The organism is Pseudomonas asturiensis (assembly GCF_900143095.1).
In the GTDB taxonomy this organism is placed as follows: Bacteria; Pseudomonadota; Gammaproteobacteria; order Pseudomonadales; family Pseudomonadaceae; genus Aquipseudomonas; species Aquipseudomonas asturiensis.
This window is the reverse complement of the sequence record NZ_FRDA01000005.1, coordinates 1-20012: the sequence shown is the minus strand read 5'-3', so window position 1 is coordinate 20012 and position 20012 is coordinate 1. Positions and strand designations below refer to the sequence as shown.

At 58.2% G+C, this 20012-nt stretch carries 19 protein-coding genes and 1 pseudogene; 9 read left to right on the top strand and 11 right to left on the bottom strand.

Going from position 1 to position 20012, the window contains the following annotated elements:
* Positions 1 to 278: 278 nt before the first annotated feature.
* The 6 genes from aepX to BUB69_RS10390 all read right to left on the bottom strand — a co-directional run bounded on the left by aepX (position 279) and on the right by BUB69_RS10390 (position 7025).
* Positions 279 to 1169 carry a phosphoenolpyruvate mutase gene (gene aepX, locus BUB69_RS10415; protein WP_073165771.1) on the bottom strand — a complete coding sequence of 297 codons (891 nt, stop codon included), beginning with the start codon at positions 1167 to 1169 and terminating at the stop codon, positions 279 to 281.
* Between the two features lie 59 nt (positions 1170 to 1228).
* Positions 1229 to 2074, bottom strand: a complete 846-nt coding sequence (locus BUB69_RS10410) for a hypothetical protein (RefSeq protein WP_073165769.1) — start codon at positions 2072 to 2074, stop codon at positions 1229 to 1231.
* A 117-nt stretch (positions 2075 to 2191) separates the two neighbouring features.
* Positions 2192 to 3424 (bottom strand): pyridoxal phosphate-dependent aminotransferase, encoded by a 1233-nt coding sequence (locus tag BUB69_RS10405; RefSeq protein WP_073165757.1) that lies wholly within the window; start codon positions 3422 to 3424, stop codon positions 2192 to 2194.
* Positions 3425 to 3647: 223 nt separating this feature from the next.
* Positions 3648 to 4889, bottom strand: a complete 1242-nt coding sequence (locus BUB69_RS10400) for an MFS transporter (RefSeq protein ID WP_073165755.1) — start codon at positions 4887 to 4889, stop codon at positions 3648 to 3650.
* A gap of 64 nt (positions 4890 to 4953) precedes the next feature.
* Positions 4954 to 5778, bottom strand: a complete 825-nt coding sequence (locus BUB69_RS10395) for a hypothetical protein (protein ID WP_073165750.1) — start codon at positions 5776 to 5778, stop codon at positions 4954 to 4956.
* A 2-nt stretch (positions 5779 to 5780) separates the two neighbouring features.
* On the bottom strand, positions 5781 to 7025 hold the full coding sequence (locus tag BUB69_RS10390; RefSeq protein WP_073165749.1) for an MFS transporter: 1245 nt from the start codon (positions 7023 to 7025) through the stop codon (positions 5781 to 5783).
* Positions 7026 to 7120: 95 nt separating this feature from the next.
* Between BUB69_RS10390 and BUB69_RS10385 the strand changes: the two genes are divergently transcribed.
* The 5 genes from BUB69_RS10385 to BUB69_RS10365 all read left to right on the top strand — a co-directional run bounded on the left by BUB69_RS10385 (position 7121) and on the right by BUB69_RS10365 (position 11239).
* On the top strand, positions 7121 to 8023 hold the full coding sequence (locus BUB69_RS10385; RefSeq protein WP_073165748.1) for a LysR family transcriptional regulator: 903 nt from the start codon (positions 7121 to 7123) through the stop codon (positions 8021 to 8023).
* Positions 8024 to 8207: 184 nt separating this feature from the next.
* Positions 8208 to 9551 (top strand): DUF7256 domain-containing protein, encoded by a 1344-nt coding sequence (locus tag BUB69_RS10380; RefSeq protein WP_084537079.1) that lies wholly within the window; start codon positions 8208 to 8210, stop codon positions 9549 to 9551.
* Between the two features lie 158 nt (positions 9552 to 9709).
* Entirely contained in the window at positions 9710 to 10195 is a 486-nt protein-coding gene (locus BUB69_RS10375) for an Hcp family type VI secretion system effector (protein WP_073165747.1), read from the top strand.
* Positions 10192 to 10911 (top strand): DUF4225 domain-containing protein, encoded by a 720-nt coding sequence (locus BUB69_RS10370; RefSeq protein WP_073165738.1) that lies wholly within the window; start codon positions 10192 to 10194, stop codon positions 10909 to 10911. Before BUB69_RS10375 ends, BUB69_RS10370 begins: the two co-directional genes overlap by 4 nt.
* Entirely contained in the window at positions 10904 to 11239 is a 336-nt protein-coding gene (locus BUB69_RS10365; protein ID WP_073165736.1) for a hypothetical protein, read from the top strand. The genes BUB69_RS10370 and BUB69_RS10365 overlap by 8 nt, the downstream gene beginning before the upstream one ends.
* Before the next feature lie 112 nt (positions 11240 to 11351).
* Here BUB69_RS10365 and BUB69_RS10360 read toward each other — a convergent pair whose 3' ends face one another.
* A complete protein-coding gene (locus tag BUB69_RS10360) occupies positions 11352 to 12386 on the bottom strand; it encodes a methyl-accepting chemotaxis protein (protein WP_425439363.1) in 1035 nt (344 codons plus the stop codon).
* Between the two features lie 249 nt (positions 12387 to 12635).
* Positions 12636 to 12905, bottom strand: a pseudogene (locus BUB69_RS29580) (PAS domain-containing protein); the annotation flags it as partial.
* A 303-nt stretch (positions 12906 to 13208) separates the two neighbouring features.
* Between BUB69_RS29580 and BUB69_RS10355 the strand changes: the two are divergent.
* Positions 13209 to 13583, top strand: a complete 375-nt coding sequence (locus BUB69_RS10355; RefSeq protein ID WP_073165732.1) for a topoisomerase DNA-binding C4 zinc finger domain-containing protein — start codon at positions 13209 to 13211, stop codon at positions 13581 to 13583.
* Positions 13584 to 13671: 88 nt separating this feature from the next.
* Positions 13672 to 14256 (top strand): DcrB/PsbP domain-containing protein, encoded by a 585-nt coding sequence (locus BUB69_RS10350; RefSeq protein WP_073165730.1) that lies wholly within the window; start codon positions 13672 to 13674, stop codon positions 14254 to 14256.
* A gap of 210 nt (positions 14257 to 14466) precedes the next feature.
* Here BUB69_RS10350 and BUB69_RS10345 read toward each other — a convergent pair whose 3' ends face one another.
* A complete protein-coding gene (locus BUB69_RS10345; protein ID WP_073165729.1) occupies positions 14467 to 15375 on the bottom strand; it encodes a LysR family transcriptional regulator in 909 nt (302 codons plus the stop codon).
* A gap of 112 nt (positions 15376 to 15487) precedes the next feature.
* Here BUB69_RS10345 and BUB69_RS10340 point away from each other — a divergent pair, with 112 nt between their 5' ends.
* Together BUB69_RS10340 and BUB69_RS10335 are read left to right on the top strand one after the other, a co-directional pair.
* On the top strand, positions 15488 to 16690 hold the full coding sequence (locus BUB69_RS10340; protein WP_073165728.1) for an MFS transporter: 1203 nt from the start codon (positions 15488 to 15490) through the stop codon (positions 16688 to 16690).
* A 255-nt stretch (positions 16691 to 16945) separates the two neighbouring features.
* On the top strand, positions 16946 to 18016 hold the full coding sequence (locus BUB69_RS10335; RefSeq protein ID WP_073165727.1) for a diguanylate cyclase: 1071 nt from the start codon (positions 16946 to 16948) through the stop codon (positions 18014 to 18016).
* Between the two features lie 4 nt (positions 18017 to 18020).
* On the opposite strand, the gene BUB69_RS10330 is transcribed toward BUB69_RS10335, so the two are convergent.
* Positions 18021 to 18893, bottom strand: a complete 873-nt coding sequence (locus BUB69_RS10330; RefSeq protein ID WP_073165722.1) for a hypothetical protein — start codon at positions 18891 to 18893, stop codon at positions 18021 to 18023.
* Between the two features lie 887 nt (positions 18894 to 19780).
* Positions 19781 to 20012, bottom strand: a 232-nt coding sequence (locus BUB69_RS10320; protein WP_141121842.1) for a transposase, incomplete at its 5' end; no start/stop codon positions are given.

The window sequence follows — 20012 nt, the reverse complement described above, 5'->3', positions numbered from 1 at the left end:
TCCTTGTAGGAAAATTCCGTCAACAGTATCTAGATTGCCAGCATGGGTAAAGCGACGGGTTGGTCGTTCTGGAGATTGTGTAAGGACCCACGAATGTGACGCGGGAAATCTCGGACTGCGGCAGTCGCTCACTTATGAGGTGGTGGCGCTCAGCCTTGCCGGTATTTCGAGGGGGTTGAATGCGACGACGTGGCCGTGACACTGGATCACGGCCCGTTTCTGAATCGTCTGATGCCTGGATCAGGATTTCAAGCGACTGCGGTAGTCGCTGATCACACTCACCGAGTCCCCGGCACCAAATCCAGTATTTCATCGATCCCCAGGCAGCGTGGCTCCACTTCCAGCGTTCGGCCGTTTGCCAGTATGCCGACGGCGATGTCGCGCATGGCCAGGTAGGCGCTGCGCAGCATGTGGTTGGCGTAGATCACGGCGTTGAATCCGGCGGTTTCCAGTACGTCGAAGCGCAGGTGGGCGTAGCTGGTGGGGACGCAGATCAATGGCACGTGCGGGCAATGCGGGCGGAAGCGTTTGGCGAAGTCGAGGATCTCCTGGCCGTCTTTTTCGCGGCTGTGAATCATGATGCCGTCGGCACCGGCATCGACGTAGGCCATGCAGCGCTCGATGGCGTCGTCCATGCCTTTGCCGAGGATCAGGCTTTCGCAGCGTGCGATGATCAGCAGCCCGCCGCTGTTGCGGTTATTGCAGCCTGCACGGATTTTCTCGCAGAACTCTTCGATGGATTCCTGTTGCTGGCTGACGCTGGTGCCGAACAGTGAGTTTTTCTTGAGGCCGCACTTGTCTTCGATCACCACGGCCGAGACGCCAGCGCGCTCCAGCATTTTGATGTGAATTGCGAAGTGCTCGGGTTTGCCGCCGGTGTCGGCGTCGAAGATCAGCGGCATGGAGCAGACGTCGAAAATCTCGCGGATGCCGTGCAATCGGTTGCTGGGCGAGAGGATTTCAATGTCCGGCAGTCCGCGCTGGGTCGAGTCGGTCAACGAGCTTGACCAGATGGCGTCGTAGGAAACGCTCTGCCCTGCCGTGGGTTCAAATCGCGCGCGCTCGGCCAGTAACGCGGACATCGGGCTATGGGCTTCAAGCACGCGAAGGCAACGCTTGCTCTGCAGCAGCGCGGCCAGATTGGTTCGGCGGGTGTCGATGTCCATCATACGAATCCAGGCTCCTTTTTATTATCGGGGGTAGTCAGGCAACGCGGTTGCGGGCGGCCTTAATCCCAGGCGGGCATTTCGCTTTTCAGGACAGACGCCATCTTGCCGAGGTGCTCGCAGGCTCGGGTCACATACTCCCGGGACAGGCGCTCGATACGTCGATAGTTGATGGGCTGCTCCGTGGCGCTGGCGTAGAGTTTCAGGGCTTCTGCCGCATGTTTGAAATGCCGGGCCTCGACACTTCCGCAGTGAACGCTGAGGAAGGCGGCAACCCGATTGGCCTCGCCGGAGGGATAACCGCGGACCTCCCTGAGCCACTGCTTCCACATCGGCGTCATGAGGTTGTACTCGCCGGTATTGAACAGCTCCGTCATCGCCATCATTTCAAGCGCTTCGATGAGGTTGGGTGCCAAGGGCCGTGTCTGGCCTACCCAGCTGGAAAACTCTTTGGTGATAGGGTCGAGAAAGCGGTCCTGAAGACGCCAGTCATCGGAGCCGCAAATGGCAGACGCCATGCGGTAATAGAGTTTGGAGTGGTGGGGATGGCCATGCATTTCGCCGAGGCCTACGTCTTCGACGATGATTTCCCCACAGTGCCGAGCCGCTGCGAGCATCTGCAGTTTGGCGTCGTCACTCAATGACTCGGACTCCTGAAGAATCCGCACGATAATGCTCGATACGGCATGCGCAGCGCCGTCCGGGCTTCTCCAGCCGCAAAAGAAGGTGCATAGCGAAGACTCGGTCCATTGACTGGACGTCATTTCGGTATAGGTATCGCAATAGGCGTCCAGTTTGTCTGGATGGGCATGGAAACCGCTCATTAATGCGTAAACAAGGTGCCTGTCCTCGACATCCGTCAACGCTTGATCCACGTATGAAATAAAGTGCCGCGTGAGTAGTTCCATGACCGCTTCCTTATGAGACAAGAGAGACCAGGGTGTTACCAATCAATGCTACAACTGCGAGTTAATCATTCGGGACACCTACACTGGCGCTGTGTTGCAGTCGTTCAATAACAGCGCTTATTCATCCAGCGTCACTTCCGACATGAACTGCCCCAGACGCGTAAGTCCTTGAACAAGTTCTTCGCGCCCTACGGCATATGAGAGCCTGATGCACGCTGGCGCACCGCATCCCGAACCGGGCACTACGGCAATGTGCGCCTCGGTCAATAACAGTTCGGCCAGGTGATCGACATCACGAATCACCGTCCCCAGGTAGTTGCCACCCAAATGCCGCGCCACATTAATGAACAGATAAAACGCGCCCTCCGCCGGCGCGCAGGTCACGCCATTGACGTAACTGAGGCAGATAAGAGCGGCCTGCAGTTGTTGATCGAGAAAGATGTTCACCTCGCGCACGAAGTCTGTTGAATCCGCTTTCAAGGTTTTCAGCGCTGCGTATTGGGACAGGCTGCTGGGGTTGGACGTGGTGTGCCCCTGAAGGTTGTGCATGGCCGCCACCACTTCGGCTGGCGCGCACACATACCCCACGCGCCAACCGGTGACGGCATGGCTCTTGGAAAAGGAGTCCACCAGCAAGGTCTGGTTCTTCAGGGCCGGAAACAGCGACACGATGTTGTGGTGCTCATGAGGATGGCGCACCAGCTTGCGGTAGCACTCGTCGAACACCACCCACAGTTGGTGATCGAAGGCGAGCTGCGCAATCAGCAGCAGCTGTTCTCGTTGGTAGACCGTGCCCGTAGGGTTGTTGGGCGTATTGATCACGATCATGCGAGTGCGCGGGGAAATCGCCTGCTCGACCGCCTTGCAGGTCAGGCGATAGTCGTCGTCTCGGGTGTCGACGAATACCGGGACCGCTCCCGCCAGCAGAATCTGTGTGGGGAAAGTCTCCCAGTAAGGCACCGGCACGATGACTTCGTCGCCCGGGTTGAGCAGCACCATGGCGGCATTGAACAGCGCTTGCTTGGCGCCGGCCGTTACGGCCACTTCGCGGGCTGAAAACGCGACACCGCAGCGCTGGCTGACCTCTTCTGCCAATGCCTCGCGCAATGCAGGCAGTCCAATCGGAGGGGTGTAACAGTTTTGCGAGCGCGTCACCGCTTCAATGGCGCCAGCCTTCATTGTCTGGCTGGCATCGAATGACAATTCGCCTGCCGCGAAGTTAATGATCTTGATACCGCTTTCTTTCAGGGCATTGGCTTTACTGCGCATACTGGAAGTGCCCGGTGCGCGAAGTTCGAGCGTTCGACGGGCGAGCGGCAATTGAATTACAGCGGGCGGTTTATTATTCATTCTTATACCTGCCAAACGATTCAAACAACGTATTGAAACAGCGCACTTCAAGACAGCACGACACTGCGTTGCCGCCCGGACTTACTGACAGTTTGATGACATCCCGTCAGACGAGCCAATACTATTTACGTCGTTATTGATACTGAAAACGAAACAGGGAGCCTGGACACGATTTGTTGTAATGCATACAACCGAGTTCATGCGCCAGGCGATCGTAAACCCACTATAAACCCGGTGCATGCCCGGATTGAGCATCAGCGTCCAGTCCCTTCTGTACGAACCAGGACAACGGCAATGTCAGCAACAGCATGGCGGCCAGCAGCATGACCGCGATGGGCACGCCGATCATGTCGCCAAGCCCGCCGAACAGGATCGGGGCCAGCGCCCCGCCGCCAATCGTGCCGGTGTAGAACACGGCAAACGCCTGATCACGCTTGCTGGGTCCCGCCAGATCCGGCACAGCGCCGTACAGCACAGACGAGGTGCCATTCAGCGCCAGGCCGAGCAGAGGCAGCACCAGCATCAAGCCGAAGAATGGCAGGTACACCGACATGACGATCAACACCGCCGTGGTGAACTCCGTCAGCCACACCGTCTTCACCATACCAATGCGCGCGCCCAGATAGCCGCATAGCAACTTGCCGAACGCGCCACCCACGAACAGCATCGTCAAGGCCAGACCGATGCCCGCCGTGCTCGCCCCCTTTTCCTTCAACAGAAACGGCAGGAACGTGAGAAAGCCCATGCGCACGGCGCTGTCCAGTGTGCCGGTGACGATCAGTGCGCGCAGGCCGCTGACCGACCCCTTGCCCATCGCCACCTTGGACGCTTTGGATTTCATGGGCGCAGCACGGGTGCGAGCCGGAATCAGCCACCACAGCAAACCCGCAGCGACCAGTCCCAGCCCCCCCAATAACGTGACACTGGCCCGCCAGCTAATGACCGTCAGCAACAGACCGATCAGACCCGGCACCAGCATCTTGCCGATGTCACCGGCGAAGTTGTACTGAGACAAGGCCTCCTTCACACCACCGCCAGCTTCATGGCTGTCGGTGATCAAAGACGAAGCCAGCGGGTGCTGCGTGCTGGCGCCCAGGCCTCCCAGCAACAGCGCCAACAGCAAGACCGTCAACCCGCCCGCCTGCCCCGCCAGCAGGTACGCAAACCCTGCCAGCGCAGTGCCTCCCACCAGCAACCGGTCGCGCCCCCAGCGTCTGGCAGCACGACTGGCCAGCAACTGGAAACCCGCCGTCATCCCGGCGTATGCGCCGCGCAACAGACCGATCTGCGCGTAGCTCATGCCAAACTGCAATTGCCAGATCGGCAACAGCACATAGATGACGTCGGTCAGACCGTCGTGAACCGCGTGAGCGCCGCACCCGGCCACCAGTGAACGGCGACGGGCAGACGCCTCGGCAGGTGCCGGCGTGTGCAAAGGGGCGGTTTGAGCATTCAGGTCGGTCATCGTCGTCAAAGGCTTGTAGTGAAGCGCCCATATCACGCAGCGCCCCGTGTGGGGCGTTGCTCAGTCAGTGCATCAGCCGTGCGCAGTCCATCATCACATGCGCCTTACGGCGCAGGTACTCGGAGAAGATACTGCGCGCCGCCTCAGGATCGATCTCAATCTGCTGCGCTTCGACAAACTCGCTGATCGCGGCGACCGCGTGCGCGAAATGGTTACTTTCAGTGCCCCCGGTGTGCACCGTGACCCATGCCACCGTGGCGCGGACCCGTGAATCGGGTATGCCCATGTCGCGCACGAACCACTGCGCATACAGAGGATGAATCAACTCGACCTCACCGTGGGTGTACACCTCATGAACCAGCGTCGTCAGCAGGCCCTGCATCAGGTCGCGATCGCGCAGGCGACGGGTGTCGGTCCAGTCCTTGAAGGTCTGCGCCGAGGGCAGGCAGTTCTCTCGCAACAACCACTGATCGTCGCCACACAATGGCGTGGCCATGTTGTAGAACAGATCGGCATGCTGGGTGTTGCCCAGGGCGCCCAGGTCTTCGTCGGTAATGCGTTGCAGACTGCCGCACGCCTTGTAGATCTGCCGGGCAACCTCGGGGTCCTGTTCTGCACGGGCCATTAACGTCAGCCGATTGGCCAGGCCGGACACGCTGGCCGCAGAATTGTTGGTCTTCGACCAGCTGGCAAAGAACTTGCGCAGCACCGCAGGCGAATGGCGACGCGAGGTGAGCTTCTTAAAGGCTTCCTCGATGCTCGCCAGCGCCTCTTCCTGCTCCCAGAATGCCTCGAACAATGCATGTTTCAGGGCACTGGCGGGCATGTCGTTCAATACCGGCTCAATGATTTTCAACAACTGACTCTGCTGCGCCACAACGTTACTCATGATCACCTCCTGTAACCGTTATTATCGGATGACGAATCGGGCAAATTAATCGGCTTGGACGTTGCAGGTGCGGCAAGCGGATTTCGGCGATCGGCTCTGGCAGGCTTCCAGCCGGCGAGGCCGATCAATAGCGACAACAGTTGCGATCCCATGATCAGCGCCACGCATCCATGCCAGCCCCAGTGATTCCAGATCATCGCGGGCACCACAGCGCCGAAGCTGCCGCCCAGGTAGTACGCGGTCAGGTACAGGCCGACCGCGCCGGACTTGTTGGGCCCGGCGGTCGCGGCAATGAATGCGTTGGCAGACGCCTGAGCGAGAAAAACCCCTGTCGAACTCAAGGCCAGACCCAGCACGATCAGCCACAACGAAGGCATTAACGTGAGGATTGAGCCGCACACACCCAGCAACGCGGCCCCGGTCAAGAGTTCCGATTGCGGCCTGGACTTGCTCAGGCGTCCGGCAATCGGAATGACCACCAGCGCCAGCAGGAACACCGCATAGATAGCGCCCAGCGCCGCAGCGCCCAGGTTGAATGGCGCCTGACCGAGATGCAGACCGGCGTAGGTAAAGGTCGCGACCTGTGAGAACAGCACGCAAAACCCGACGCCATAAGCGGCCAGCAACGGCTTGCGGCATAACTCGCGATAACCGCTCAGCCGCACAGGTGATGCCTTGGGGGTTGCCAGCGAATCTCCCGGCATCAGAATGTGAATCGCCAGCCCCACCACCAAGCCCAGCACCGCCAGCAATTCAAAAGCCTCGCGCCAGCCCGCGTATTGGGTCATGGTCCCCGACACGAAGCGCCCGGCAAAACCACCGAGCACCGTGCCGGCCACGTACAGGCTGGTGATTTCGGTCACGGCTCCGCCTTTCCAGCGGTCACCGATGTAAGCCACGCTGGTGGCAAAGACCACCGGAATCAACATGCCTTCCAGAAAGCGCCAGATCAGCAACTCGGCAAAGCTGCTCGCGTGGGCCGCAAACAGCGCAGGCACCGCCAGCATCACTGCTGCGACGACAATCACCGAGCGTTGCTCGAAGCGACCGGTCAGGCGGCTGATAAAAGGCGCGGTCAAGGCGACGGCCAGCGTGGTGACCGTGATGCTCCAACCCGCTTGTCTGGCGCTCACCTCAAAACTCCGGGCCAGTTCCTGAAGAATGCTCTGGGTCGAATAAAGATTGAGAAAGGCCGCACATCCACACAAAAAAAGCGCGACGCGAGCGTTATGCAGGCGCGAATTCATGAGACCTCTCGTTTTATTCGGGTGGGTCTTTATAGAATGAGCCGCTCTGCCAACACCAATACCGAATTCAGACCGATCAATACCCAGGGAACAGGATGCTCGACTTACGCAAGTTACGTTACTTTTTGACGGTCGCTGAAGAACTGCACTTCGGCCGTGCAGCGCTGCGCCTGCACCTTGCGCAACCGCCGTTGACGCGACAGATTTCGGCGCTGGAAGCCGAGCTGGGTTTTCGCCTGTTCGACCGCACCAGCCGTACGGTCACGCTGACTGCGCAAGGCCGGCATTTCCTGCCCTACGCCCGCGCCGTACTGGATCAGGCCCACCTGACGGAAGTCATTGCCGGCAAGCTGGCAGCGGGAGAAGCCGGGCAACTGGTACTGGGTTACGCCAGTTCGATTGCGCTGTCAGACCTGTTCAGCCAGACCATCCAGGCCTTCGCGCAACGCTTCCCCGAAGTGCAATTGACCTTGGTGGAAAGTGCCTCAAGCAGCCTGTACTCGCAGGTGCTGGATGGCCGCATCGACATCGGCCTCAGCCGCTTGCAGCCCGAGCGTGAACAGACCGACGTGCAGGTCCTGTCGCTGATGGAAGAACCCTTGGTGGCCGCCCTTGCCTGCGATAACCCGCTGGCCAGCCAGGACGACGTGACCCTTGAGCAACTCAGCAATTACCCGCTGATCCTGTTCCCGGCCGACTATGGCTCCGGGCTCAACGAATCGATTCGCCATCTGTACCGCCATAATGACCTCCCCCTGCGCCCAGGTCCGTCCGGCCGCCAGATCACCTCAATCATCGCCTTGGTGGCCGCTGGCCAAGGCGTCGCCCTGGTGCCGGAATGCACCCGCACACTGGCCAAGACAGGCGTAGTCTACCGACCACTCGCCGAGCCGGAGGCGCGCGTGCATTTGTTGATGCTGGCCAGGACGCAAGGGCGCTCGCTGTTGGTTGAGGCGTTTATGGCGGTAGTGGATGAGGTTTTGGGGAGAGGGGTGTGAGTCGATCTTCAGAGGCTCGCGATGGTATCAACCCAGGCGCTGAATGATTGCTTCAACAATCGCCTGGCTGGACAGCAGCCAGACCACATGCGTGCCTAGAAGAAATAGCGTTTTAGCACTCATGACGTTGCTATGCTCTGCAATCCCGCCATGATGCCGCTGACTGTCCCGAGGAACCAAAGACATGAACGTTGCCAAGATCGTAGCGCTGCGCCCCGGCATGCCAAAAGACGCACTGGACGGGCTGACAGGCGAGTATGGGTTGTCGTTTTCTGAAAGCGGGTATCTGCTGGGCGTCCATGATCTGGGTTATGGGGCCAGGGTAGACGCACAGGGCGTGCTGGGGACCGTCAGCTTTTACCGGTCGTTTCCCAGGGAGCAGTTGATCGAGCGTCTCCACATCGGTATGCCGCTCGCGGAGGCCCAGACTGCAAGACCTGATATGAAACCTGCTGCTGGCGGGCCTGATGATCCACCCGAATGGCTGACCTTCAAGGATCGCACGGACGATGCATTCGAACTGCTCGTGCGGGTGACGGAGAACAGGATTCTGGCCATCGAGATTTCAAAGCCGGGGGCGATCTATCCGGAGCCTGTAAAACTGTTGGCCGACCCGAGTCTGACGGTGGCCTATGATCTGGTTCGCGATCCTCAACAGCGTCTACCCGCAACCGGGCGTGGCGCTGAGTGGAGCGGCGGCTGGAGCCTCGGGCTGCCGCCGGGCATCACGACCGAACAATGGCCGCTGAGCCCGATCATGGGGCATCCTCTGCGTCACGCCTTCACGCTCTACGTCCCGCAGCCATACCGCAAGCAAGGTGCTGAGCGGGTCGCGTTCTGCCTGTTCGTTGACGATCAGATGGAGGAGCTGTCGCCGAGCAGCGAGGTCGAAGACTTCTTCGACTCGCCGCTGCTGTCCACGCCTCCCGATGACGAGGCGTTGCTCCCCTTCTGGACCCACCGTCACGCTCGACACGCCTCACATTTCGACATGACCGACATACTGGGCACACACTACGTCGCCATCTGGCTGACCCAGGCAGAGTTTGACGGCGCACTGTGTAACCCCCCGGATCTGCGCGACAACCCGCTGCTGACAGGCACGCCGGGATGGCTGGACAAGAGCTACGCCGACCACTATCGGTATGCCACCGTGCGCAATCACGATGCCGAAGCCTATTCATGGCTAGCGGGCGAAGGGTGCGCAGCAGGTCTGGATACAGCGTTCGCCATCAAGGCACAGGTGCGCGAAGACGATCCTAACGTCGGCAAACCACCCCGCGAGTGGGACGATGAATGTGAACACAGCGGCTACATCCGGCCCTACGTGACCGAGGAAGGCGAGGCCCTTGGCCTGGACCGGTTTGCAAACCGCAACCACTTGGGCGGCACCATGTATCCGGTGCAAGGGTATCCCGAGTTTGGCCCTTACTACCTCGAGTTTGAAGAGGACTTCGGCGGCTTCAACTTCGGCAGCGGCAACTGCCAGATTGATCTGGAGAAGATGGAGCTGGACTGGGCGTGCTAGGGATTGCTGCCGGGTGTTAAGTGCGTTGAAGCGCCTTGGGCCCTGCGTGGATCACAAGATTATTATCTTTCGCCGGAAGCGTTTTCGGACGCTTCCTACATTCTTTCCAAAAACCCGAAAATAAACTGCTCGTCCTCATCAATCAGGACGATTGCAGCATGGCTAATCACGGGTACATGACGATCACCAGCGACACGCGAGGGGTTCTGTCAACAGGCTGCTCAAGCGTGACTTCGATTGGCAACAGCTGCCAGGTCGATCATGTTGACGAAATCATGGTGCTGTCGTTCACGCACAACATGGCCAACATCGACAACATCAAACACGCCACCCACCGCCCCATCGTCATCACCAAATACGTCGACAAGTCATCTCCCCTGCTCGGTCAGGTGCTCGCCAACAGAGAGCCCATCAATTGCACGATCGACTTTTACCGCACGTCGCCAGCAGGCGCTCAAGACAAGTTCTACACCATTGAACTGCGCGAATGCATCATCGCGGACCTGACCCTCGACATGCCCCACGCGATATTACAAAACGACGCCGAACCCCAGGAGCATGTCGCTATCCGTTACCGCGACATCATCTGGACCCACCACCTCGCGAACACCTCCGGCTATGCCTCCTGGATCGCAGAGCAATGAGCCTGCCGGACAGGCGCACCACTGGAAAACATGACCTGTGGCGAGTCAGGGAAGCCGCCAGTCATCTCGCAGGGCAAGCCTGTACGCTGTCGGCACGGCACATCAACGATGGCACGCTGCGCCTGCAATTCAATCGGGAAGTGGCCTACTACGCCCGCTCCATTGTGCGGGATGTCGAGGCCGGGACGAAAAGTGTTGATGAGGGGCTGAGGGCGATAAAGGCAGAGCAAAACGGGCTGATAAGGCAGTCGTCCGACATTGCGCAGAAAACTGTAGGCCTGGCTGCCGGTGTACTGCAGGTAACGGGTGGCGTTGGTATCTGTTACGCGTCCGCGGGCATGCTTTGCGCAGTGTTTGGCGGCGCAATGATTGCTCACGGTGCAAACAATATTTATGAAAACGGACGAAACCTGCTGGAGGATCGCTCTGATGTTGAAGGTCCGGTTAGAAAAGGTTATCAGGCGGTTGCAAAAATGGCAGGGAAACGGGAGTGCGCAGGTAATACCGTTTACGGAGTCGCTGATTTAGGACTTTCCGCTTATGGCGTTTTTCGTCTTGTCGTCAAGCCTGATGCATGGCGCCTTTTCAAGTACTACGACGCAGACAAAATCAGAGCCTATAAGACTACACCGCTTGCTGTACTTGTCATTGAACGGGCATCAGACACCGTGACGGCCGCTTCAGTTTTTGATCAGCTGAGTTGCCTGTATGAGTAACTTCAGCGTGTACCTTATCTTTATGGTCACCACGACCCTCTTTTATTTTCCTGCGTTCTGGGCAAGGTATGCGCTTTCTGGGCATCATTTTTCGGCACCCAAATTATGGGGCTTCATCATCTATAACGTAGCCTGCGGACATGTTCATTTTAAGTTCGCGAGCCTCGGCACGCTGCCCTTTCTTGGCACAGTCGATAACTCAGTGCTGGGCTGGATCTCGCTTTTCATGGTGATCGCTCATGCACTATCGCTGCCCTCACCCAAAGAGAGAAAACGTTTTTTTTACAAGCCCGCGCGTTTGAAATTCAAGCTGTGGAAACATCACTGATCACACGATAAGCAAACACTCGTGCAATGAGTCCCGGCGCCGTCTCAACTCAAGTAAAACCTGACCCACTGCATAAAGACTGCTTTTGTGGGAGCGAGCCTGCTCGCGAAGACTACCGACTAAACCGCTCCGCCAGACTATGCAGGTACTCCGCCATGTGCTCCAGCTCGCTGCTGATCTGCGAGCCTTGTTGAGCCTGGCCGGCGCTTTGGTCGCAGAGTTGAGCGATGCGGGTGATTTGCTGGCTGATGTTTTCCGCAACATGGCTCTGCTCTTCCGACGCCGAGGCCATTTGCTGGCTCATGCCCGTGATACGGGTGACCGACTGGCTGATGCCATCGAGTGCCTTTTGCACGGCCTCGACACTGGCGACGCTTTCCAGCGAGATCTGCTCGCCTTTGTTGGCAGTCTGTACTGCGCGGGCGGCGCCGTCGCGCAACGAAGTAATGATCTGCTGAATCTGTTCGGTGGAGGACTGCGTGCGCGACGCCAGCGAGCGGACTTCATCGGCAACTACCGCAAAGCCTCGGCCCTGTTCGCCCGCACGTGCAGCTTCGATGGCTGCGTTGAGCGCCAGCAGGTTGGTTTGCTGGGCAATCGAGGTAATCACGTCGACCACACTGCCGATCGACTGCGTGGCGCTGGCCAGGTCACCGACCGCCTGACCGATCTCGGTCACGGAGTTGGCCATGTGCCGAATCGCCAGCAGGCTTTCATCGGCCAGACCACGTCCCTGCTGAGCCAGTTTGTCGGCCTCTTCAGCGGCATGGGCGGTGTTCTGTACGTTGTGGGTGACTTCCTGAATGGTCGCCGCCATCTGGTTGATGGCAGTGGCCGACTGGTCCGCTTCGCTGCGCTGTTGATCCAGCGATTCGGCCTGACGAATCGACAGTTGGGCCGACTGCCCGGCGTGCGCCCTGACGCTCTCGCCGGTATCGGCCAGGCGGGTCAAGGCGGTTTGCAAACGCGCTTCTTCACTGAGCATGGCCAGGTCAAGCTGCGCCTGCGGGCCACGATTGTCGCTGTAGGTCAGGGCAACCAACGCGCTGCTGAACGCCTTGGGGTGTTCGTCGAGGGTTTTGCGGATGCTGTTGCGCTGGCGGACTTCAAGAAAGCTGCCCAACGCGATCAGTACGACCAGAATCATGCCGAACGACGCGGTGTCGTCCAGCAGATAAACGCCGACTATCAAGGCCAGAGCACACAAAATCATCGGTAACTGGCGGACGAGATGATAGGCCGCCGTGCTGGCGCTGGAGACTGCGGACTTGCCCGCGCGCAAGCGGGCATACAGTGCTTCGGCACGACGTACCTGGTCTCGAGTCGGCAGCGAACGAACAGATTCATAACCGACGATACGGCCGTTTTCATAAACGGCGGTGACGTAGGCACTGACCCAGTAGTAATCGCCCTGCTTGGATCGGTTTTTCACCACGCCCATCCAGGGTTTGCCCTGTTTGATGGTTTCCCACATATGGGCGAACACCGAGGCTGGCATGTCCGGGTGACGCACCAGGTTGTGGGGCTGCCCCACCAGCTCTTCGCGCGTGAAACCGCTGAGCGCGACGAAGGCGTCGTTGCAATAGGTGATGTGGCTGTTGAGGTCGGTCGTGGAGATAAGGCGCTCAGACGCGGGAAAGGTTCGCTCGGTCTGAGTAACAGGCATATTGACGCGCATGAATAGATCCACTCCCTGATAACTGCACAGTAGCCCGGGTCAGTTCTGAAGGTGTAGCACAGCCCTTCAAAGTAACAACCAACGTTCTGCTTTTTGTATCGCCCCAATCGCACGGGCCTTTAGCAGCCTTTAGCAATTAACGCTCAGGCACTGAGCCCGGCGTAAACGACAGGGTTGGCCAGCATGACGCGTGCTGGCTGAACGAAGACCTGCAAGGCAGCTTTACTTCGGCGTCGTGAACTATGCACCATGCCTGTTGATAAGCACTGACCCAAGGCATGAAAACCCGAAATGGCACGCAAGAATCCATCCCCCTTGCCAGAAATCCTCAACGTCATACGCCGATTGTTCGGGGTGTTGCGCAAAGGCATGGGTTCACGCCACAGCCATGAACATCCCGTCGAGCCTCCACCGCGACCAGAGTCGCCGCCGACGGTGGCGCCCGTCAGCAAGCCACCTGCCCACAACACGACCCGGCTGCGCAAAAAGCCGCATCGACCCGCTATCTCCAAGCCCGAGCCCAAGCCCGCAACGCCCGGTTGTCCGCACTGCAAAAAGCCGATGGTGATCAAAGTGGCTCGTACCGGCAAAAATGCCGGGGAGTTCTGGGGATGTGCGGCGTATCCCAAATGCCGTGGGATACGGCCTATTTTTCGCAAGGATTAAGGGAATTGCGGCACTTTTCTCCGTCTGCCTGCTCACATTCCCCAGTCACACTGCTATCTATCTGTCATCAGACAATCAGGGAGTTCCAATGCGGTCTTTCAGTTTCAAGGCAATCGCGATGTGCGTGGCGCTGTTCGGCGCTCAGGGAATCGTCAGTGTTCAAGCGGCCACCAACGCACCTGCAGCCACCTCCACTGCGGCTCAAAAAGCTTCATTGCTGGGCGGCAAACTGGCATTTACGTTGCCAGCCGGGTACGTGCAAGGCGAGATGCCAGAGATCGATGCCAATGCCAAAGCGCAGGGCGTGAGCGGTGCGCTTTACTCCAACGCCGCCGACAAGCGCGTGGTCATCGTGACCGAAACCCCGATCCCGATGGGCGTGCAGGCCAGCGACAACGACAGCGTGGTACTTGAGGGTCTGGTGACTGGCATCCTTGCCCAGCAAAGCACTGGCTACAAGGACTTCAAGAAACTGGGTGAGAAGAAAATCGTCAAGAAGAACGGCCTGGGTATCCGCCAGCTCGACACCTCGGCAACCATGAGCGATGCGCAGGTCTTGAGCACCACGATCATGGCCGCATCCGGCACGCGTGCGGCGATTCTCAACGTGGTGTCCAACGCTAAAAACCCGAAAGAGCATGCTGCACTGGTAAAAGCAGTTATCGGTCAGTAACGATCGGGCCCGAACGCGGATCGCTCGATACCCAGTCGACGCGAGCCGATCCGCGCTTCTTCCTGCCTACTTGCGCCCTTCGACCCTCATTCGCAGGCGAACCTGCAGATCACGATAACTAACAGCGGCAGGTAAATCGTGGCGACTTTCTGTTATCTGAGCGTGCGCGTGACGCTTGCGCACCGCAGCCTGATCGCTTACGCCGGTCAATCACTCAACACGCAGTGCACCTGATAGCAGCTCGATCAGACCTTGCACCTTGGGCAAGGCCTCACGGCTGCGGGGCCAGGCCAGATGTAACGCCAAACCTTCGGTAGAGAGGTCTGGAAGTATTTCCACCAGCTCGCCGCGTTGCAGTTGATCCTTGATCAGCCAGGTTGCCAGTTGCGCGATGCCAAACCCCGACGTCACGGCAGCGACCAGCGCTTCGCCATTGCCCACCACGATACGCGCCTCGATCACACGCGTTTCCGGCTGCCCTTGTGCGTCGATAAACAGCCACGGGCTGATGCTGCCATCCCCGCGTCCGAACAGGATGCACGCATGGTCGACCAGCTCATCGAACGTACGAGGCATGCCGTGGCGATGCAGGTAAGCAGGCGCTGCACAAAAGATCACGCGCTCGGTGCCCAGATAGCGATGGCCCAGACCGGCAGGCCAGACCTGAGGCCCGCCGATGCGCACGGCAAGGTCGACGCCCTCCTCCAGAATATCGACGAAGCGGTCCGTGAACGTCACGCGCGGGCGAAGTCTGGGATGGTTTTCAGTGAACGCCAGGATCAACGGCAGCACGTGCTGTCGGCCAAAGGTCGCGGGCAGGTCGATGCGCAGCAATCCGGCAGGCTCGCGGCGTTGCGCGGCCAGGGCAGTTTCTGCGTCTTCAAGCTCGGCCAGCATACGAGTGCACACCGCAAGGTAAGCCGCACCCTCTTCGCTCAGTGACAGGCTGCGGGTCGTGCGCTGAAACAAGCGCATGCCCAGACGGTTTTCCAGGCGGGCCACGCTTTTGCTGACGGCAGAGTTGGTCAGATTGAGGCGCTCGGCAGCGGCAGTAAAACTGCCCGCATGCGCAACCGCAACAAACGTTTCAATGCCTTTAAGACGATCCGTGGACAGCACAACACTTTCCCCAATTAGTGAAATAGATTCCATAATGCATGGAATATTTACCAAAGATAGGAATTACCTTCTGCAATAAGCTGTCGCACTTATTTCTAACGGGTTTTGTGTCATGCCGTCTCTTGAAACAACTACCGCGGGCGCTACGGGCGAACGCTCGACAGGCGCGGGTCTGTCCATCGCTATCCTGGCCCTGGCCGGCTTTGTGATCGTCACCACCGAGTTTCTGATCATCGGCCTGCTCCCGGCCATGGCCCGAGACCTGGGCATCTCCATTTCCACAGCCGGTCTTCTGGTCACGCTGTTTGCCTTCACCGTGATGCTGTTCGGGCCACCTCTGACAGCGATGCTGTCGCACCTGGACCGCAAACGGACCTTCATCGTCATTCTGCTGATTTTCGCGGCGTCCAATGCGCTGGCGGCGATGTCCAGCAACCTGTGGGTGCTGGCTCTGGCGCGTTTCATCCCGGCACTGGCGCTGCCCGTGTTCTGGGGCACGGCCAGCGAAACCGCAAGCATGATGGCTGGCCCCAGGCAGGCGGGCAAAGCAGTGGCGCAGGTCTACCTGGGCATCTCGGCCGCCATGCTGTTCGGCATTCCACTAGGAACAGTATTTGCCGACGCAGTAGGCTGGCGCGGTGCGTTTTGGGCATTGACGCTGCTGTCGGCTCTGATGGCGCTGCTGCTGGCCCTCTCGATGCCAAAAATGGCGCGTACGAAGAAGGTCGGCCTGGCTCAGCAAGCACGTATCCTGCGTGATCCCTACTTCATCGCCAATCTGCTGCTGTCGATCCTGCTGTTTACTGCGATGTTTGGCGCCTACACCTATCTGGCAGACACCCTTGAGCGCATCGCAGGTATCGAATCGGCGCAGGTGGGCTGGTGGCTGATGGGCTTCGGTGCGGTAGGCCTGATCGGCAATGCGCTGGGCGGCCGCTATGTGGATCGCAGCCCGTTGGGCTCGACCATGGTATTCGCTCTGCTGCTGGCGTTGGGCATGAGCGCCAGCGTTCCGGCTGCCGGCTCCATGCCGTTGCTGGCCGTGGTGCTGGTGATATGGGGTATTGCGCACACAGCCCTGTTCCCGATCTGCCAGATCCGCGTGATGAACGCCGCGCCTCATGCCCAGGCCCTGGCAGGAACGTTGAATGTGTCCGCCGCCAACGCGGGCATCGGGCTGGGCTCCATCATCGGTGGCTTCACCATCGAACATCTGGGTCTGCAAGCGGTGGGCTACGTGGCGGCCATCGTCGCCCTGCTGGCGATCGCACTGGCCTGGATGACCAAGCTTCGCAGCGCCAAGGCAACAATCTGACTCAGTCCGACGAGCAAATCGGTGTGATCACTGGCAGCCGGTCTGACCGAGAACGGCTGTCAGAGGCTCAAGCAGATGGCTGCCTATCAATGGCTGATGACTTTCGCTCAAAACGCGTACGCTCAATGAACTCGACTAACCTTCATCAAATAATGGCAATTTGATCTTCACACGACCTGAGCAAAGCCTCAAACTCAGGCCTTTCGGTCAAGAGGGAGATGTCTGACCGGTTCTACACCATGTCCGGTACAGGCTATGAACGTATATCAGGGGAGAGGCCAGGCATTTGCCAAGCGAATTTACGCACCCAGAACACTTGGGGTCGGCGTAGGTTTCGTGACGGTTGCGGTCTCTCTTTTTCATGTAAACGCTGCGCTCTGGCTATGGCCGCTGGCAATCTTCAATGCCCTCATCTGGCCGCACCTTGCTTATCGACTGGCCCGAGCATCACGCGAACCGTACAAGGCCGAATGGCGCAATCTTCTGGCTGACTCACTGGCCGGTGGTTTCTGGATAGGGGCCATGGGGTTCAGCATTTTGCCCAGCGCCACTGTCGTGGCGATGATGGCGATGCACAACATGGCGGCAGCAGGTCCCCGTTTGATGCTGCGGGGCCTGATCGCACAAGCCGTCGGCGTGCTTGTCGCCCTGCTGGTACTCAACCCTGCCGTGCACCTGGACAGCAATCCGGCGCAGATGTATGCCTGCCTTCCGGTCTTGATGATCTATCCGATTTTCATTGGCTGGATGAGCCATCAGGTCACGATCAAACTGTCCGAGCACCGCAACGTCCTGCGCAGGCTCAGCCGTACCGACAGCCTGACCGGACTGCTGAACCACGGTGCGTGGAAAGACCTGTTGGACATCGAGTTTGCCAAAAGCCAGGAGCTGAAACAGACGTGCACGGTGGCACTGATCGACATCGACCACTTCAAGCTGATCAACGATACTTACGGGCACCTCGTCGGCGATACCGTCCTGCAGAACATCAGCCAGGCGCTGATGGAGAACCTGCGAGACGGCGATCTCACCGGGCGATGTGGCGGCGACGAGTTCTGCATCATCCTGCCGGACACCAATCAGGTTCAGGCCAGGGAAATACTTGAACGCCTGCGTCTGGCCATCGACGAGCTTACCTATTCGTTGCACCAGGACCTCAAGGTAAGCCTCAGCATCGGCATTGCGGCTTACGCTGACTCGCTGGCCGACACCTCCATCTGGCTGCACGAAGCCGACAAGGCGCTGTATCTTGCCAAGAGCACGGGCCGCAACCGGGTGGTCGTCGCCGATACAGAAGACTGCTCCACGATGGGTGTTCAGACCTAACGGGCTATCGTTTGTCCTTGAACAACAGCGCGAACAGTGATGAAAAGCTCTTGACCCCCATCGCTTGAAACAACGCCTGGCGCAGATCGGCGCGCAGGGATTCCAGAGTGATAGGTTTGGGTTTTGTTGATTTTTTTGTGAAGTGCCCGGTCTCTAAATGATCGGCTTCGCCCAACACACGTTTATCCTTTGAGCGCGTCATTATAAAGTTGTCTTTCTTGTATTCGTACGCCGAAAATGCTGACTCAGAGAATGAACGATCAAGACCTGCTTCTGAAAACCTTTTGATCACCTGTTCCATGAAGTCGAAATCATTATGGTGCATCGCACCGTAGTCCTTATCCGTTATAAATCGAACGAACCCCTGATCCAATCGGGTGGACGTAAGTGCCGTGCTACTCAGAATACGCTGGGCAGTCGCTGCATCCTTTTCGGTAAAGCTGTAATACATCGCATGTCCGTCCTTATCGAACACCTTCCCTTGATTCAGCCGCCCGACTGTTCTGCCGTCGTCATGCTCGCGGTAACTGGCAAGGTTTAGGCCCAGGCTGTCGACGTACTTCAGGTCCATGCTGTTGTCTCTGGCCCATTCGTAAACTTCACCGAGAAATCTTCTGTCATCACGGGTAAGAAATGCCACGTAATTCATTGAAGTGCCCATCTGCGTTTTACCCAACTGCGGCGCGTTGCGATCAGGGTCAGTCATACCAAAGAGGCGATGCTTGAGCAGGGCTTGACCGCTAATTTTAAATGTGTCACGCGTGTCAGACGCTGCTGGAAAGTCCCTCCTGGCCGGAACCTCTTTTGAGACCTGCGTTCTGTTTTCAAGTTGGAGAAGCGCAGACCGTACTTCAGAACTGGGATTTGCAACTCTCATACACACCCTCTCCTTAACCCCCTGACGAAAATCGCCAGAGGGTGACTCCTTAGTGGCTCAAGTGAAAAGTGACGCTCTCTGTGCCAAGCGGTTTGCTAGACCATGGACCCTCTTCGGCTCTGTGCCTGATCAACACATCTGTCGCATAGCTATACCCGTACTTATTGAATAACTCAGTGCTCCCACTCAGACCTGGAGTGATGGGTTCGCAATGCGAGTTGTGGACGCCGCCTCTGCGATAACAGATTTCTGCTGTCTCTCCTGTGCTTTCTGGAAATACAGTCGCCGACCATGACAGCCTTCGTAATCGAGAGCTCATGGCGGCACCACGCGGATACTCAGAAAGCTTTAATTGGTGCCGAGTGAATGCGTTATGACCCGGCCCCATAATGTTGGTAGGTGTCCGAGTAGTCGTCACCGAAAAATCAGCTGCCACGCTGGCAACCGAGACAAACAGCAACGCTACAGGCAATAACTTTTTCATACGTAAAATCCTTATTTATAAGATCCGGCGAGCTGCGCACTCAACGGTGAGTCAGCGCCGAAAGACTGTTTTTTAAACTTGTGATCCCGGGTCCGCAGCCGTCATCTCGCGCCCCTTGAATAAAAGTACTCGTATCAGCCTTGCCGAATGTTATAAATAAATACCACATGAAAACATTTATAAAACCTGCACTTATACCCACTCATACGCGACGCCTGCTTTCACACCCCTTACTTCTCACAGAGACATCGCATTGTTAAAAAACAAGGCAAGTGCTAGGGATGCTCCGATCAACTTGCCGCGCGTCAGCGGCAAGTCGAAAATGCACTCGGCAAACAGCGCTATTCGCTGAAAATGGCCTGGTGCAGCCTGCGTTGAGGGCATTTTCGCCCTGTTTCCCTTGTTAAACGCGCAACTCACCCATACCCATCAGCTGTTTTCGAGCCATCCACAGATTCGACAGGGCGAACAGCGTGGTCAGCTGAGCTGTGTTTTTCACCAGCCCACGAAAGCGCACTTTCACGTAGCCAAACTGACGCTTGATTACGCGAAACGGATGCTCGACCTTGGCCCGTGTTTGAGCTTTGCAGTACTCGATCTTGCGCTTGGCCTTGTAGAGCACGCTGCGTTTATTG

Coding starts and splice junctions, on each gene's coding strand:
- aepX (WP_073165771.1), bottom strand. CDS start 1,169: ATGATGGACATCGACACCCGCCGAACCAATCTGGCCGCGCTGCTGCAG.
- BUB69_RS10410 (WP_073165769.1), bottom strand. CDS start 2,074: ATGGAACTACTCACGCGGCACTTTATTTCATACGTGGATCAAGCGTTG.
- BUB69_RS10405 (WP_073165757.1), bottom strand. CDS start 3,424: ATGAATAATAAACCGCCCGCTGTAATTCAATTGCCGCTCGCCCGTCGA.
- BUB69_RS10400 (WP_073165755.1), bottom strand. CDS start 4,889: ATGACCGACCTGAATGCTCAAACCGCCCCTTTGCACACGCCGGCACCT.
- BUB69_RS10395 (WP_073165750.1), bottom strand. CDS start 5,778: ATGAGTAACGTTGTGGCGCAGCAGAGTCAGTTGTTGAAAATCATTGAG.
- BUB69_RS10390 (WP_073165749.1), bottom strand. CDS start 7,025: ATGAATTCGCGCCTGCATAACGCTCGCGTCGCGCTTTTTTTGTGTGGA.
- BUB69_RS10385 (WP_073165748.1), top strand. CDS start 7,121: ATGCTCGACTTACGCAAGTTACGTTACTTTTTGACGGTCGCTGAAGAA.
- BUB69_RS10380 (WP_084537079.1), top strand. CDS start 8,208: ATGAACGTTGCCAAGATCGTAGCGCTGCGCCCCGGCATGCCAAAAGAC.
- BUB69_RS10375 (WP_073165747.1), top strand. CDS start 9,710: ATGGCTAATCACGGGTACATGACGATCACCAGCGACACGCGAGGGGTT.
- BUB69_RS10370 (WP_073165738.1), top strand. CDS start 10,192: ATGAGCCTGCCGGACAGGCGCACCACTGGAAAACATGACCTGTGGCGA.
- BUB69_RS10365 (WP_073165736.1), top strand. CDS start 10,904: ATGAGTAACTTCAGCGTGTACCTTATCTTTATGGTCACCACGACCCTC.
- BUB69_RS10360 (WP_425439363.1), bottom strand. CDS start 12,386: ATGATTCTGGTCGTACTGATCGCGTTGGGCAGCTTTCTTGAAGTCCGC.
- BUB69_RS10355 (WP_073165732.1), top strand. CDS start 13,209: ATGGCACGCAAGAATCCATCCCCCTTGCCAGAAATCCTCAACGTCATA.
- BUB69_RS10350 (WP_073165730.1), top strand. CDS start 13,672: ATGCGGTCTTTCAGTTTCAAGGCAATCGCGATGTGCGTGGCGCTGTTC.
- BUB69_RS10340 (WP_073165728.1), top strand. CDS start 15,488: ATGCCGTCTCTTGAAACAACTACCGCGGGCGCTACGGGCGAACGCTCG.
- BUB69_RS10335 (WP_073165727.1), top strand. CDS start 16,946: ATGAACGTATATCAGGGGAGAGGCCAGGCATTTGCCAAGCGAATTTAC.
- BUB69_RS10330 (WP_073165722.1), bottom strand. CDS start 18,893: ATGAGAGTTGCAAATCCCAGTTCTGAAGTACGGTCTGCGCTTCTCCAA.